General features: G+C 35.5%; 21 protein-coding genes. 18 read left to right on the top strand and 3 right to left on the bottom strand.

Going from position 1 to position 11,643, the window contains the following annotated elements; translation table 11 throughout:
- Positions 1-241 precede the first annotated feature (241 nt).
- The 11 genes from BUA71_RS12935 (at position 242) to BUA71_RS12885 (ending at position 7,337) form a co-directional block, all read left to right on the top strand.
- Positions 242-511: a helix-turn-helix domain-containing protein gene (locus BUA71_RS12935; RefSeq protein WP_072880451.1), complete on the top strand. Its 270-nt coding sequence runs from the start codon at positions 242-244 to the stop codon at positions 509-511.
- 62 nt (positions 512-573) lie between these two features.
- Positions 574-1,080 carry a hypothetical protein gene (locus BUA71_RS12930; RefSeq protein WP_072880449.1) on the top strand — a complete coding sequence of 169 codons (507 nt, stop codon included), beginning with the start codon at positions 574-576 and terminating at the stop codon, positions 1,078-1,080.
- Entirely contained in the window at positions 1,081-1,827 is a 747-nt protein-coding gene (locus tag BUA71_RS12925) for a hypothetical protein (RefSeq protein WP_072880447.1), read from the top strand.
- Positions 1,824-2,690: a hypothetical protein gene (locus BUA71_RS12920; protein ID WP_072880445.1), complete on the top strand. Its 867-nt coding sequence runs from the start codon at positions 1,824-1,826 to the stop codon at positions 2,688-2,690. Before BUA71_RS12925 ends, BUA71_RS12920 begins: the two co-directional genes overlap by 4 nt.
- A gap of 2 nt (positions 2,691-2,692) precedes the next feature.
- Positions 2,693-3,223 (top strand): hypothetical protein, encoded by a 531-nt coding sequence (locus tag BUA71_RS12915; RefSeq protein ID WP_072880443.1) that lies wholly within the window; start codon positions 2,693-2,695, stop codon positions 3,221-3,223.
- Between the two features lie 48 nt (positions 3,224-3,271).
- Positions 3,272-3,607 (top strand): hypothetical protein, encoded by a 336-nt coding sequence (locus tag BUA71_RS12910; protein WP_072880441.1) that lies wholly within the window; start codon positions 3,272-3,274, stop codon positions 3,605-3,607.
- Between the two features lie 59 nt (positions 3,608-3,666).
- On the top strand, positions 3,667-3,990 hold the full coding sequence (locus BUA71_RS12905) for a hypothetical protein (protein WP_072880439.1): 324 nt from the start codon (positions 3,667-3,669) through the stop codon (positions 3,988-3,990).
- Positions 3,991-4,116: 126 nt separating this feature from the next.
- Positions 4,117-6,069 carry a hypothetical protein gene (locus BUA71_RS12900; RefSeq protein ID WP_072880437.1) on the top strand — a complete coding sequence of 651 codons (1,953 nt, stop codon included), beginning with the start codon at positions 4,117-4,119 and terminating at the stop codon, positions 6,067-6,069.
- A 55-nt stretch (positions 6,070-6,124) separates the two neighbouring features.
- Complete coding sequence (locus tag BUA71_RS12895) at positions 6,125-6,328, top strand: hypothetical protein (protein ID WP_072880435.1); 204 nt, start codon at positions 6,125-6,127, stop codon at positions 6,326-6,328.
- A gap of 22 nt (positions 6,329-6,350) precedes the next feature.
- Positions 6,351-6,953, top strand: a complete 603-nt coding sequence (locus tag BUA71_RS12890; RefSeq protein ID WP_072880433.1) for a hypothetical protein — start codon at positions 6,351-6,353, stop codon at positions 6,951-6,953.
- A gap of 63 nt (positions 6,954-7,016) precedes the next feature.
- Entirely contained in the window at positions 7,017-7,337 is a 321-nt protein-coding gene (locus BUA71_RS12885) for a hypothetical protein (protein WP_072880431.1), read from the top strand.
- A 137-nt stretch (positions 7,338-7,474) separates the two neighbouring features.
- Here the strand turns inward: BUA71_RS12885 and BUA71_RS12880 are convergent, their stop codons facing one another.
- The gene (locus BUA71_RS12880; RefSeq protein ID WP_072880429.1) at positions 7,475-7,663 is read right to left on the bottom strand and encodes a hypothetical protein; all 189 of its coding nucleotides are present in this window, start codon (positions 7,661-7,663) and stop codon (positions 7,475-7,477) included.
- Between the two features lie 13 nt (positions 7,664-7,676).
- Positions 7,677-7,985 carry a helix-turn-helix domain-containing protein gene (locus BUA71_RS12875; RefSeq protein ID WP_072880428.1) on the bottom strand — a complete coding sequence of 103 codons (309 nt, stop codon included), beginning with the start codon at positions 7,983-7,985 and terminating at the stop codon, positions 7,677-7,679.
- 161 nt (positions 7,986-8,146) lie between these two features.
- Between BUA71_RS12875 and BUA71_RS12870 the strand changes: the two genes are divergently transcribed.
- From BUA71_RS12870 to BUA71_RS12845, 6 genes are all read left to right on the top strand, one after another.
- Positions 8,147-8,326: a hypothetical protein gene (locus BUA71_RS12870; RefSeq protein ID WP_139277102.1), complete on the top strand. Its 180-nt coding sequence runs from the start codon at positions 8,147-8,149 to the stop codon at positions 8,324-8,326.
- A gap of 11 nt (positions 8,327-8,337) precedes the next feature.
- Positions 8,338-8,637: a hypothetical protein gene (locus BUA71_RS12865; protein WP_072880424.1), complete on the top strand. Its 300-nt coding sequence runs from the start codon at positions 8,338-8,340 to the stop codon at positions 8,635-8,637.
- A 32-nt stretch (positions 8,638-8,669) separates the two neighbouring features.
- Positions 8,670-8,993 (top strand): SH3 beta-barrel fold-containing protein, encoded by a 324-nt coding sequence (locus tag BUA71_RS17935; RefSeq protein ID WP_072880422.1) that lies wholly within the window; start codon positions 8,670-8,672, stop codon positions 8,991-8,993.
- A gap of 54 nt (positions 8,994-9,047) precedes the next feature.
- Positions 9,048-9,629 (top strand): hypothetical protein, encoded by a 582-nt coding sequence (locus BUA71_RS12855; RefSeq protein ID WP_072880420.1) that lies wholly within the window; start codon positions 9,048-9,050, stop codon positions 9,627-9,629.
- Between the two features lie 24 nt (positions 9,630-9,653).
- Positions 9,654-9,845 (top strand): hypothetical protein, encoded by a 192-nt coding sequence (locus tag BUA71_RS12850; RefSeq protein ID WP_072880418.1) that lies wholly within the window; start codon positions 9,654-9,656, stop codon positions 9,843-9,845.
- Between the two features lie 203 nt (positions 9,846-10,048).
- Positions 10,049-10,261: a hypothetical protein gene (locus BUA71_RS12845; protein ID WP_072880416.1), complete on the top strand. Its 213-nt coding sequence runs from the start codon at positions 10,049-10,051 to the stop codon at positions 10,259-10,261.
- A 108-nt stretch (positions 10,262-10,369) separates the two neighbouring features.
- On the opposite strand, the gene BUA71_RS12840 is transcribed toward BUA71_RS12845, so the two are convergent.
- The gene (locus BUA71_RS12840) at positions 10,370-10,819 is read right to left on the bottom strand and encodes a transcription elongation factor (protein WP_072880414.1); all 450 of its coding nucleotides are present in this window, start codon (positions 10,817-10,819) and stop codon (positions 10,370-10,372) included.
- Between the two features lie 172 nt (positions 10,820-10,991).
- Between BUA71_RS12840 and BUA71_RS12835 the strand changes: the two genes are divergently transcribed.
- Positions 10,992-11,642 (top strand): hypothetical protein, encoded by a 651-nt coding sequence (locus BUA71_RS12835; RefSeq protein WP_072880412.1) that lies wholly within the window; start codon positions 10,992-10,994, stop codon positions 11,640-11,642.
- Position 11,643: the final 1 nt, after the last annotated feature.

Genomic DNA, 11,643 nt, shown 5'->3' with positions numbered 1-11,643 from the left:
ACAGGGGGTTCTTTTTTGAAAATCGATCAAAACAACGAAATAAACCAGTGAAATGGTAGATTTAGGGTGCCTTATATTTATTTAGGACAGGATTGCTTAGAAACCTATAAATGTTTACTCCAACGTTTACCAGTAAACATCGGTAAACAAATCAACTACTTACTATAAGATACTTTTGATATATCGTTAAAAATTAACGATGCCTTGCGCAAGGATATGTTTAAATCCAATATCATTAATTATGTCAAAAGATCTCTCATTACCGAAAAATATTACCGATCAGCTTTATTTCCTTAAGCCGATCTTAACCTTTGAAGAAGCTTGTAAGTATGCAGGTCTTTCTAAATCTTACATGTATCAACATACTTCAAACGGTAACATTCCTTTTTATAAGCCAGAAGGTCGAAAAATATACTTTAAAACTAGAGAGCTAGAGAGCTGGATGCTTAGAAATAGGAGTGCCTCAAAAGAAGAAATTAGAAGCAAGGCCGCTAAGCACTCTTTAGCATAAAAAAACCCGGGAGGTTCCCACACCTTACCGGGTTAATTTGTTATAATTTTAATAACACTGTAATGACAAATATAGCTAAAAATCGGAATGTAAAGCATTCAGGATTAATAAAATTGAAAGATTTAAAGCTTCATAAACTTCAAGAAGCTTACCCAAACTTTCCTTATCCACCTATTCCGAAATATTCAGATAAAACTTCTAACGGGCTAACTAAGTGCGTTATTGATTGGATCAACCTTAACGGATATCAGGCGGAAAGGATCAGCTCAACCGGGCGTAAAATTGATAATACCAAAATCGTAACCGACTGCATTGGTAGAAAAAGATCTATCGGGCAAACCAAATGGATTAAAGGATCTGGCACACCTGGAACCGCTGATATTTCTTCTACAATATTGGGGCGGTCCGTTAAGATCGAAATTAAGTGCAAAGCTACTGGCGACCGCTACCAAAGTGAAGCTCAAAAGAATTACCAGAAAGAAGTTGAAACAGCCGGGGGAATCTATTTAATAGTGAGAACCTTCCAGGGCTTCTATGAATGGTATCAAGAATTTACAAAAACTATTTAAATGGCTAAGAATCAATTCAAATTGAACGGATACGACCTTTCTTTGAAGATGAGAAAAAGTAGGCGAAAGTTTGCTTTGAACGCAACCGATCAGGCTCTTTTTAATGAGTTGGTAGCTATTTGCAATGAAGATGGATGGGAGAGATATTTTAAGTGTTCTAACTGGGAGTTATGCAATGCTTTGAGAATATCTGAAAACACTTTGGTAAAATCCAGAAAGCAATTAATAAAAGCTGACTTAATCTATTTCAAAAGCGGGAAGTCAAAACGGGAATATAGTACCTATTCCTTTTTAACTACCTCAAAATTTGAGGTAGATGCTGAGGTAGTTAACCCAACCACCCCCTTAACCCCTGAACAGTTTACCTCAAATAATGAGGTAAAAGCTGCTGACTATTATAAAGGGAAAGAAGAAACTAAACAAATTAATATATATAGCGAAAAAGATTTTTTAAAAGATTGGAATGAATTACGGGCTAAGCATCTTAAAAAACCGAGCCGCTTAAATAATATTGGGGGCGGTGTAGAGAGAGCCAGTTTTAACGATTTGCTTGAATCTTATTCTAGGAAAGACTTTAAAAACGCCTTAATAGGATTATTTAAGCAAAAATCTTGGCCTAACGATAATAGCCAGATGGCTTCCAACCCGAAGCACTTTCTAACACATTTCAATACTTACTTAACAGCGTTTCATGATCAAAATGCTGAATTGTATGGAAAGCAAAAAACCGAAAGTATAGCATTATGAAGAACTTAGATATAAACGAATTAAATCTTAACAACGATAATGAAGAATCGTTTGAGTATGAACGTGTTTTTGCTGAGAGTTTAGTTGATCTCTCAGAAGAACTTACACTGCCGCCAACGGCATTAAGTATTGGAGACCACGAATACAAAGGTTTTAGGTATAGAAATAACACGTTTTCCTATGGTGAATTTTCCGCAATAGTTGCTGCTTCAAAAACTAAAAAAACGTTTTTTAAGTCTGCTCTAGTTGCCGCTTACATAGGAGGTCAAGCAAGCCGATATTTTCCAAATATAAGAACGCACCGGGAAGGGGAGCCCTTTATAATTGATATCGATACAGAACAGGGTGAATATTATGCTCAAAGATCCTTTAGGCGTGTTGCTGAAATGGTTGGAGAAACCTACAATAACTATTTAAGCTTTGGTTTAGAAGGTCTCGATTCCAACGAAATAGTAAGGTTCATTGATGAATTGCTGCAGGACCGAAGATATAAAGGCAATATTAAATGGATGAGTATTGATGGAATTGCTGATTTAGTGGACGATACCAATGATATTAAACAATCGGTTCAGGTAGCTAACAAGATAAAGCGGTGGCGTAGAGAAAACCAGATGCATATAAATACAGTAATTCACAAAACTTCTACTTCAGATAAAGCCACAGGACATTTAGGTAGCGCTATTCAAAAGAAGTCTGAATCAGTGATCCTGCTTAAAGATACTGATGAAAATCCAGAAGTTAAAAACAGCCCAATAAAAGTTAGTCAAGTATATTCCAGGGGAGCACCATTTGATCCTTTTCACTTCAAACTAAATGATGAAACCCTGCCGTGTGAATGTGATATTAAAAATGAAGATTGGTAATAATGGAAACGAAAAAAGCACTTCAGCGTTTAGGATGGCGGTTTTCAGAAGCTATTAAAAAAAGTGATAATAGCTTTCATATTAATAGCAATGATCTTGAAGCCTTAAAGGCTATTAACCGGGCCATACAAGAGCACCAAAAGCAGCAATATGAGCATAACGAACTGTTTGCAAAGCTTTATATCTACCTATTTCAGAAGATACTAGAGAATGACAATGCAACGGTAATGGATAAGGAGCCAAGAAGGAAAATATATAACCTCCTTAAAAAACCACTCCATAGTATTATTTCAGATTTAACCCAAAGTTTAAACGATAGCGAGCGTTATGAGGTTTTAGAGAAGGCAGGGGCTTTAATGGATCATCCAGCAATTGAATCTAATGAAAAACGCATCAACTCTACTAAGGCTATGCAAAGAGCTCTTAAAGACAATGAAAATACACAGAAATTTTTAGGGGATGTTTGGGACTATGAAACTGTTTCGGAAATAGTTCAGACCGAAATTAACCAGGCGATCAACATTTTTAAGTAATCAATTGAACCGTGTTAAACTAACATCAGTAACGTAAAATATAATCTAATGGCATTTACTAAAGAAACCGCGGCAAAAGCCGGTAGAAAGTCAAGCAGAAAAGGAAAGCCAAACAATATGAGCAAGGAATCCAGAGAGAAAATATCACTCATTGTGCAGCGAAATTTCCCAAAATTAAAGAGGGAGTTGAAAAGCCTTTCAGGTAAGGATTACTGCGATGTAATGCTCAAGCTTATGGAATACCACGTGCCAAAGCTGAATAAGACAGAGATTGTTGAGGAAGATCCAAAGGATAAAGTACCATCCAGAGAGGAGCGTGATGAGTATATCAGAAAAATACAGGCTAAAATGATTGATGATACCAATGGAAAGTATAGTTCATAGGCCAATTATAAACGAGACCCGCTAAACTAACGGAGTAGTAACAGTAAAATAGTAGTAAAATGACAAAATTCAACAGTAAGACAGCAAGGGAAGCCGGTAAAAGATCAAACCGAAAAGGCGTTCCCAATAAAAGCACAAAGGAAATAAGAGAAGCTTATCAGTTATTGGTGGAGAAAAATATTAAAAAAATGTCCACCTGGCTTAATAAGGTTGCTAAAGAAGATCCTGCCAAAGCTTTGGATATAATGCATAAGTTTTCAGATTACCTACTCCCGAAGCTAAACCGAACGGAAATATCGGACGAACGTAACGATAAGGTTTTTACTAGGGAGGAACGAGAGAAGCGTATTGAGGAGCTTATTAAGAAGAGGGATAAAAAATAGAAAGGTTTAAAGTTTCTTATTTGTTACTAAAAGTATTTAAACGCCTGATAGTCAAATAATAAAAATACCTATTATCGGAATCGAACCAATTAAATGAGCTTTTCACCATCAGAAAATATTTAAAAAATGGAAATAAGACTTTACATAAACAACTTCAAGGTTGATTTATATTCAAATCAAAAATTCGGCTACAAGAAACAAGTGAACAGCCTTAAGGATTTAGCCAGCCGACAAACTAATTACAGTTTAGGCTTTAAAGTTCCTAAAACAGCTCACAATATTTTAGGTTTTGAAGGATTGGGAATGAATATCACCGGTTCAGAATTGCCTTATAAGAAAGTGCCGGCCAGGCTATTTGTTGGTAATATCTGTATGATCTTAAAAGGTTGGGCACAGTTTATGAAAACATTCCCGGACTATCTCGATATCACTATTTACGATGGCAATATTGATTTCTTTAAGACCCTGGATAATATTGAATTTGATGAAATACCACTTCCAGAGTTATCACACAAGAAAGACTTAAGCACAATTGTAAGCAATTGGAATAATTCAAGCGATCCTTATACCTACCTGGCAGCCGACTATAACGGCCGAACACATTTTATCGATGCCGGTACTAATTACTTGAATATCGATTATCTCATTCCCTCGGTTAATATCTCATTCCTTTGGCAACGAATATTCGAAACCTTTGGATTTGAGTATAGCGGTGATGTATTCCAGGAGCCTGAATTCTTAGATACGTTCCTAACGTTTCCTAAAGGGATTGTAGCCGGGGAAGTTTCTCAAAGCGCCTTATCAGTTCAATGGGGATCTCAAAAGGTATTTTATAACACGCGTTACCCGCAATGGCTGTTTAGCAGGACTTTTAGCTATGATGATCAAGTTAATGAAGGGCAAATAATTGATAACCCGGCTGGGAATAATATGAAAGCTTTCCAAATTACAGAAACCGGGCTGTATAAAATTACCGTTACCGGGACTGTAGAGAATAAGTCTAAAAGAGGTGTTGAAGTTTATTTAAGGCTTGGAAAGAATTTAGACGGTCAGCGTGAGAGCGATATTGATACCAGCACTTTGCAGGATAAAAAAAGTATAATAAAAGACATACCCGAAGGAGTTGGAGAGGTTGCTATAAACTACGATGAAACATTAGAAGTCTCAGCAGGCGAAACCTTTACAATCATATACTACACCGGTAGCCGGGTAAAATCAGACAACACAAAATTTGATTTAGACTGGAACATTAGCCAGGTAAATAAAGAATCTGTAGATCAAGTCAAGTTCTTCAAAGGGTTAAGTCCTAAAGATTTCTTTCGTGAAATTATGTGGCGATTTGGTTTAACTCCATTCTCATCTAAAAATGAAAATAAGCTTGAGTTCTTAACCTGGGAGCAAAGGATCAACGGACCAACAGAAGATTGGAGTGATCGTTTCATATCTAAAGTTTCAGAGGAGTATGTATATGATGCCTACGCCAAAGAAAACTACTACCGGTTTAAATACAGCAATGAAGGTGATGATTTCAATGATGGAGTAATCAGGATTGACAATGAAAACCTAAAGGACAATGCAACCCTGCTTAAATCTAAAACTTATTCGGTTGAGCAAAGACCGGTGAATTATAGCATAGGCGGTTCTCAGTACCTGGTCCCTAAAATGGAACTTTGGGAGAAGGATATTAAAGATAATTCCGGCACTATTGAGTTGGAATACAAGGCCAGGGATTCCCGTTTCTACTTCATTCGCGAATTAGAAATTAATGGCATCGCTAAAGTAGGAAGTCAGCAGCTTAACAAAAAAGGAACGGCTAATAAGGTTAGAACGGCCAGGAACTGGAACTATTCCAATCAGGAAATTATAAATAATCGATACAAAGAAGTAGGGAATATTTTCAACAAAACGAAGATCATCACTATTGAACTTCTTATGAGTGCTATTGAATTCGATCAATTCGATTTAAAGCCTACTGTATTCATCAAACAGCTTGGTGCGGAATTCTTAGTGGATAGCATTACCAAAAAAGACCTAAACAGTAAAATAACACAAGCGGAACTGATTAAAATAAACCGTTAGTCACGTGCGGTAAACGTGAAATTAAAAATCAATATTAATTAAATCTACATTTGAAATGGATGAAGAAAAAAGAGAGCAACGAAGATTAAAAGACCGAGCCAGGATGAAGGTATTGGATAAAAAAATTAGAAAAATCTATGCCGAAACTGACAAAATGGAAAACGCTGATCTTAAACAGCGTGCGGAATATGAAAAGTATTCTGAAGAAAGAACTGAAATAATAAACCGCCGCATTAGCGAAGGTGCGGACTTATACTAATTATTAATTTAAATCAATCAAAATGAGCAAAAAGAGAATTTTATTAGAATTCAGAGAACAGGATTACAATGATCTAGTTCAAAGACAGGAAAAAGCTGAATCAACTTTCAAAGAATTGGTAAACTATTGTGAACAGACTTTAGAGATCGAAATTGAGGATTTTAATTCCTTTAATGAAAGTCCTAAACAGTACTGTATTGATGCCTATTGGAAAAAATACGGTTTGCAATTTGGAAATGCACCTGTGAAAAAAGAAAAAGCAATGAATCTAACGGGGTGGAGTGATTCAAAATTCGATTCACTATTACACAGTGCTAAAATTGCATTAAGTGGAGTTGGTGCCCCAAACCTCACTATTCTACCTAATGAGTTGAAATTTAAAATAGACCGCGAAGAATTTAAAACCTATTTGCGAGAGGAAGATGAGGAGATGTACAACCTAACCGCTGAATTCATTGATATGGCAAATAAGATGGAGCAGGCAGGCGGAAAAGCTGCCTGGTACCTTGCCAGATACTATCCCTCCTTAGCAGTTGATGGAGAAAACAACCTTACACACAGCAAGTATTATTTTAAAGAAACGGCTGAACAAAGAAAAAGAAGTATGTTTTCAACAATTAGTTAACATTATTCCCCCTGGTCAAAAGCTGGCCAGGGCTTTTAATCATCAATCAAAAACTAAATTACAATGAAAAATAAAGAGCTACAGAGAGCCGCTAATAATATAGGTATCTCAATAGGAAAATTTAAAAAGGAACTTTCTGAATATGAATTCAATCATAAAATCAAAAAACAACGGGAAGCTAAAAAAGAGTTAAGCGGCTCTAAGCCTGAAAGCTTCAAAAAAAATCAAGGCTTTTGGGCTAGGTTCAAAACGAAAAGGAAAGCCAAGGGAGATCGTATTGCAGATAAAATTCAAAAACAAAGGGAAGCCCGGAACCCAAAACCAAAAAAGAAAGAAATAAAGGATCCAAAAAAAGTGCGATCACGTCCGTTTACACTAGGATAAAGCCGTATATTTACAATTAGTCTTTTCGAATCATTTCATTTTTTGTGAAAAAGCCCCAGTACAGAAATGTGCCGGGGCTTTTTGCATTTTAATTGATTACGGCAAAAAAGTAATACATTCATTTACTTTACCAGATTCTAATTTTTAAAATGATGCTGCATTAAAAGCTTTTTGTAGTATGCCTTTCGCTCCAAGCTTGTTTTTGGTTTTTTCTTTTCAATAGCTTCTGGCACCTCATTTATAAGCCTGCATAGCTTCTCTTTTTCCTCTGGGCTTAATTGCTCTAAGGATGGTTTTAGAAATTCGTAAACCTGTTTAGCATCCATAATATAAAATCTATTAGTTATCGTCCGAGCCAGTAACCGAACCCTCGTCCAAGCGGTCTAATTTAAGCTCACCTATCTTACTATACTTACCGTCCATTTCCACATAAATAGCACGTTCAGGAGCTTCTTTAGTAGAGTTGAATAATTCCTTAATATCTACATCTAAGTAGTCAGCAATAGCTTTTAAATCCTTACCAGAGGGGAAAGACTTTCCATTTATCAAATTAGATGCAGTGTTTTTACTGAAGCCTAAATCTTCGGCAAACTGTTTCCCAGTGATCTTGCGCTCTTTTAAAAGCTCTTTAAGTCGTAATAAATTCATTTTATAAAGTTTGATTTAGACAAAAATACAAATTGTTTTGGTACTTATTAGATATTTATACCAAATTGTTTTGGAAGGGATCACAAAATGATTTACATTTGTAGTATAATAATCACAAAATGATTTGTACTATGAAAAATTTACTTAGAAAATTAGGTCTTATGATGGGATGGAAACAGAAAGACCAAATATCCCTGGATGAATATATAGTTTCAATCCGGCCAAAGAGAATAGAGCTTTCCCGAACAGCCATACCGGTTTATGATGAAGATATAATTCATAGTAGGAGAAACAATGATGATAACGGACCCGAAGAGGCTGGATGCCTTGTACCGGCTTAATATTTATAGTTATGAAAGCTAATCAATTTAAATCGTCAATTTCAGAAGTTAAAGATCTTCTAAGAGGTAAAATTTTAACTCTCGAATTTATGAATGAAAAAGGCAGGGTTAGAAAAATTCAATTCAGCTCATTAAAAGCTTTTGGCAATGCGGTTTTGAAACTGGAGCAAATGGGGGCGGGTTTCAATATTGTAAAAGTTGGAAATGACTTTACAGAAAAAGGGATTTACAAACCTTCAGAGCTATCAGCAATATTAAAAAGAGGTTCCTGGAATGAGGTTTTTTTCTACGCGACCACTGTAAAAGCTTAATCAAAAATAACAATCACTTAAAATTCAAAATTATGCAAATCTCAAAATCAACTTTCAGAAGTAGAGTTTTTCACTGGGCACACGAACTAGTAAAGAGTACTGGCAAATCCTTTTCGGTATGTCTAGCAAAAGCCTGGTCACTCTATAGACTACGAAAGCGAATGACAAATGAAACCGTAAAGATCGCTTTTGAAAAAGTGGATGGATCACTAAGGATCGCTTATGCCACCCTGCAAAATACAGGTGATAAAGTAAAAGGAACGGGAAAGCCAAATTATAAAACGCTGCCTTATTACGATACCCAGGCACAAGGTTTTAGATCCTTCAAGTTAGAAAACTTTGTAACGGCTTATTAAGCTTTAAGAACATTAAAAATATAGAATATAAAATATAATCTAAAAAATAAATTTATGATTTTAAGTAGCACATCTTGGAAAGAACAAACAGAATTAATGAAAGAAAGAACCTTTGATTATATGGTTCTCGAAACGAAGATTTACGAATTTACCGAAGATAAGGATAGGCTTCAACCTGGGGTTTATATCGCCAACCTATGCAATATTCTTAGAATGGTTAATGAATCATTCGATAAGGCCGGAATCCCTGGGAAAATTGAGTTCTCCATTATGGGGGAAGTGTTGACTTCTATTTACACTGATACATCACTTAATAATGAACAGCTAGAAAGGTTTTTTGCACTGAACCAAAAAATGGAAAAGACGGCTAGAGCTTTTCAGGGGATTTCTACGATGGTGGATGATCTGTATTTCTCTAGTGAGATAATTCAGCATATGATCGGATTTGATGTTAATAGGCAGCAACAGTTTAGAAATATAGATGAAAACAAATATGGTCGAACAGATGAAAGCTTCTTTGAGCTGTACTTTGATTTTTTAGAGGGTAAAATGACAGTTCAAGAATTTAAGAAAGAAGGAGTTGAGGTAATGGAGAAGGGATTGGAGCGAGCCAAAGAAGAAAGTTTAAAAGCATAACATTTAACCATTAAAAAGATAGCCATGATAATATTACACCGTATAGATCAACGAGAAATAAATATTGTAGGATGCGAAAGCCGGTTAACTCCGGCTAAGATCCAAGGGGTAGCAGATCAGAAGAAAATAAAAGACTATTCCGTTAAAGAAAACAAAGTTTTTTCAGATGAGTGGAGACCCAAATTTGAAAGTTTTGAATATTTGATTTCCTATTGATAAAAGTAAAAATGTTAAACCGTTTTGAGTTCTGTAAAATAATCAAACGTTAATTTCCGCATTTCGGCCTGCAAGATGTGTATTTGTAGTCACAATTTCGTTGAAATTACAAATACGTGCCTACCAGGGTAGGGGTAAAAGTTTGATTCGCAACTCATAAAACTGGAAAAAATGTCTTATTTTAACACTTAAAATCTTTCGACATGGTGAACTGGGAGAAGCTTTTGGCGATAATAAACAGTCCAGAGAATGACGGTAGAGACTACGGCCCATTAATCCGAGAAATACTTGGATCACTTTCTATTGAAACGCTAATAAAATTATTATCTATAGCTGAAAAAGAAAATCTCAAGACATTAAAGCCACGTTTAATCAAGGAAATTGAAAAGAGAAGTTCTGATTTTCCGAAGAGTTGAAAAACTTCAGTCAATTTGGTAATTCTTGTTACTATTTTGTTACTCAAAAATTACAAACCCCTGTAAAAACTGGGTTTACAGGGGATTTTACGTACCCCGAGTAGGTTTTTATCCAACTGCAGTGATTATATGCTCTGTATCGTTAAAAGTGAAGGTGTCGCCTTCTTTTTTACCTTCCATTTTTTTATAAATGGGAGCATCTGTAGAAATCACATAAACGGTGCTTCCATCATCCATAGCAATTTCGCCAATTGGAGCGGCGATAAAATAGAAGTTTTTCTGGGTTTCTACCACGCTTCCAAAACTAATGGCTTCGCTGTGAAGATCCTGGTCTATACGACTAAGACTTTCTTTCATTTCCCGGGCATTGTTTAATCGTGAAGCATTTTTCTCGAAATTGCCGAGTAATTCTCCCTTGTTATCCTCATCATAATCTGTTTTTACATCATTGGCATCCATAGATTCTTTGATGAGGTCCATTTCTTTTTGGTAGCGTTCAATCTGCTCATTCACGCTGTCTAAACATTTAAAATAAAGTTCTTTCTTATTACTTACCATATTAATTTTTTTGATTTTTCTAAATTTAAATAACCTTAAGGGCTTCAAAGAATATTTAGGAAAAATTTAATTTATAATATAAGTTTTAAAGCTTATAAAGTATAAATATAAGTTTATAGGCTTATAAAAGTGGTTTATAAGTTTTAAAACTAATAATTTGTATATTTGAAGTATGATAGCCGTAATTACCGCCGATCTTATTGATTCAAGTCTGTATTCAAGAACACTTTTAAATAACGTTTTAAAAGTACTGAATGCCGAATTCGATAATGTGCAACAAGAATGTCCAAACGATGATTTAAAATTTAAGATTTATCGTGGCGACAGCTTTCAGGGGGTGACGACAAACCTAAAATTAGCACTTCAAATAGCCCTTCGCCTTAAAAGCTGTCTCAATAAAATAAAGGTAGAAAGGGAAGAAGAAGTGTCCCGGGTTGATGCAAAATTTGCCATTGGCATTGGTAGCTTTGATTTTAAAGCAGCAACCCTGGCCGAGTCTAACGGACAAGCTTTCCAGTTTTCTGGTAGAACTTTAGATGAGATGAAAAATGACACCAGACGTATTCGCTTAAAAACAACTTCAGAAAATATTAATGCTGAATTTGAAGCGAGTTTATTTTTGTTAGATGCCATTATGGAGAAATGGAGCCGCGCTTCAGCCGAAGTCGTTTATTATTTATTGCTGGAAATGAAGGAAACCGAGATAGCTGAAGCTTTAAGTATTAGTCAGTCGGCTGTAAACCAGCGAAAAAAGGCCTGTGGTTGGGAAGCAATTTCAGTTTTATTAAAGCGTTTTAAAACTACTGTAGCCGAAACTTTCTAAT

Origin of the sequence: Salegentibacter echinorum (assembly GCF_900129445.1) — a bacterium.
In the GTDB taxonomy this organism is placed as follows: Bacteria; Bacteroidota; Bacteroidia; order Flavobacteriales; family Flavobacteriaceae; genus Salegentibacter; species Salegentibacter echinorum.
This window is presented reverse-complemented; position numbering and strand designations above follow the sequence as displayed.

What these genes read in the sequence shown, in the direction of transcription:
- BUA71_RS12935 (WP_072880451.1), top strand. Translation starts at nt 242, where the DNA reads ATGTCAAAAGATCTCTCATTACCGAAAAATATTACCGATCAGCTTTAT.
- BUA71_RS12930 (WP_072880449.1), top strand. Translation starts at nt 574, where the DNA reads ATGACAAATATAGCTAAAAATCGGAATGTAAAGCATTCAGGATTAATA.
- BUA71_RS12925 (WP_072880447.1), top strand. Translation starts at nt 1,081, where the DNA reads ATGGCTAAGAATCAATTCAAATTGAACGGATACGACCTTTCTTTGAAG.
- BUA71_RS12920 (WP_072880445.1), top strand. Translation starts at nt 1,824, where the DNA reads ATGAAGAACTTAGATATAAACGAATTAAATCTTAACAACGATAATGAA.
- BUA71_RS12915 (WP_072880443.1), top strand. Translation starts at nt 2,693, where the DNA reads ATGGAAACGAAAAAAGCACTTCAGCGTTTAGGATGGCGGTTTTCAGAA.
- BUA71_RS12910 (WP_072880441.1), top strand. Translation starts at nt 3,272, where the DNA reads ATGGCATTTACTAAAGAAACCGCGGCAAAAGCCGGTAGAAAGTCAAGC.
- BUA71_RS12905 (WP_072880439.1), top strand. Translation starts at nt 3,667, where the DNA reads ATGACAAAATTCAACAGTAAGACAGCAAGGGAAGCCGGTAAAAGATCA.
- BUA71_RS12900 (WP_072880437.1), top strand. Translation starts at nt 4,117, where the DNA reads ATGGAAATAAGACTTTACATAAACAACTTCAAGGTTGATTTATATTCA.
- BUA71_RS12895 (WP_072880435.1), top strand. Translation starts at nt 6,125, where the DNA reads ATGGATGAAGAAAAAAGAGAGCAACGAAGATTAAAAGACCGAGCCAGG.
- BUA71_RS12890 (WP_072880433.1), top strand. Translation starts at nt 6,351, where the DNA reads ATGAGCAAAAAGAGAATTTTATTAGAATTCAGAGAACAGGATTACAAT.
- BUA71_RS12885 (WP_072880431.1), top strand. Translation starts at nt 7,017, where the DNA reads ATGAAAAATAAAGAGCTACAGAGAGCCGCTAATAATATAGGTATCTCA.
- BUA71_RS12880 (WP_072880429.1), bottom strand. Translation starts at nt 7,663, where the DNA reads ATGGATGCTAAACAGGTTTACGAATTTCTAAAACCATCCTTAGAGCAA.
- BUA71_RS12875 (WP_072880428.1), bottom strand. Translation starts at nt 7,985, where the DNA reads ATGAATTTATTACGACTTAAAGAGCTTTTAAAAGAGCGCAAGATCACT.
- BUA71_RS12870 (WP_139277102.1), top strand. Translation starts at nt 8,147, where the DNA reads ATGATGGGATGGAAACAGAAAGACCAAATATCCCTGGATGAATATATA.
- BUA71_RS12865 (WP_072880424.1), top strand. Translation starts at nt 8,338, where the DNA reads ATGAAAGCTAATCAATTTAAATCGTCAATTTCAGAAGTTAAAGATCTT.
- BUA71_RS17935 (WP_072880422.1), top strand. Translation starts at nt 8,670, where the DNA reads ATGCAAATCTCAAAATCAACTTTCAGAAGTAGAGTTTTTCACTGGGCA.
- BUA71_RS12855 (WP_072880420.1), top strand. Translation starts at nt 9,048, where the DNA reads ATGATTTTAAGTAGCACATCTTGGAAAGAACAAACAGAATTAATGAAA.
- BUA71_RS12850 (WP_072880418.1), top strand. Translation starts at nt 9,654, where the DNA reads ATGATAATATTACACCGTATAGATCAACGAGAAATAAATATTGTAGGA.
- BUA71_RS12845 (WP_072880416.1), top strand. Translation starts at nt 10,049, where the DNA reads ATGGTGAACTGGGAGAAGCTTTTGGCGATAATAAACAGTCCAGAGAAT.
- BUA71_RS12840 (WP_072880414.1), bottom strand. Translation starts at nt 10,819, where the DNA reads ATGGTAAGTAATAAGAAAGAACTTTATTTTAAATGTTTAGACAGCGTG.
- BUA71_RS12835 (WP_072880412.1), top strand. Translation starts at nt 10,992, where the DNA reads ATGATAGCCGTAATTACCGCCGATCTTATTGATTCAAGTCTGTATTCA.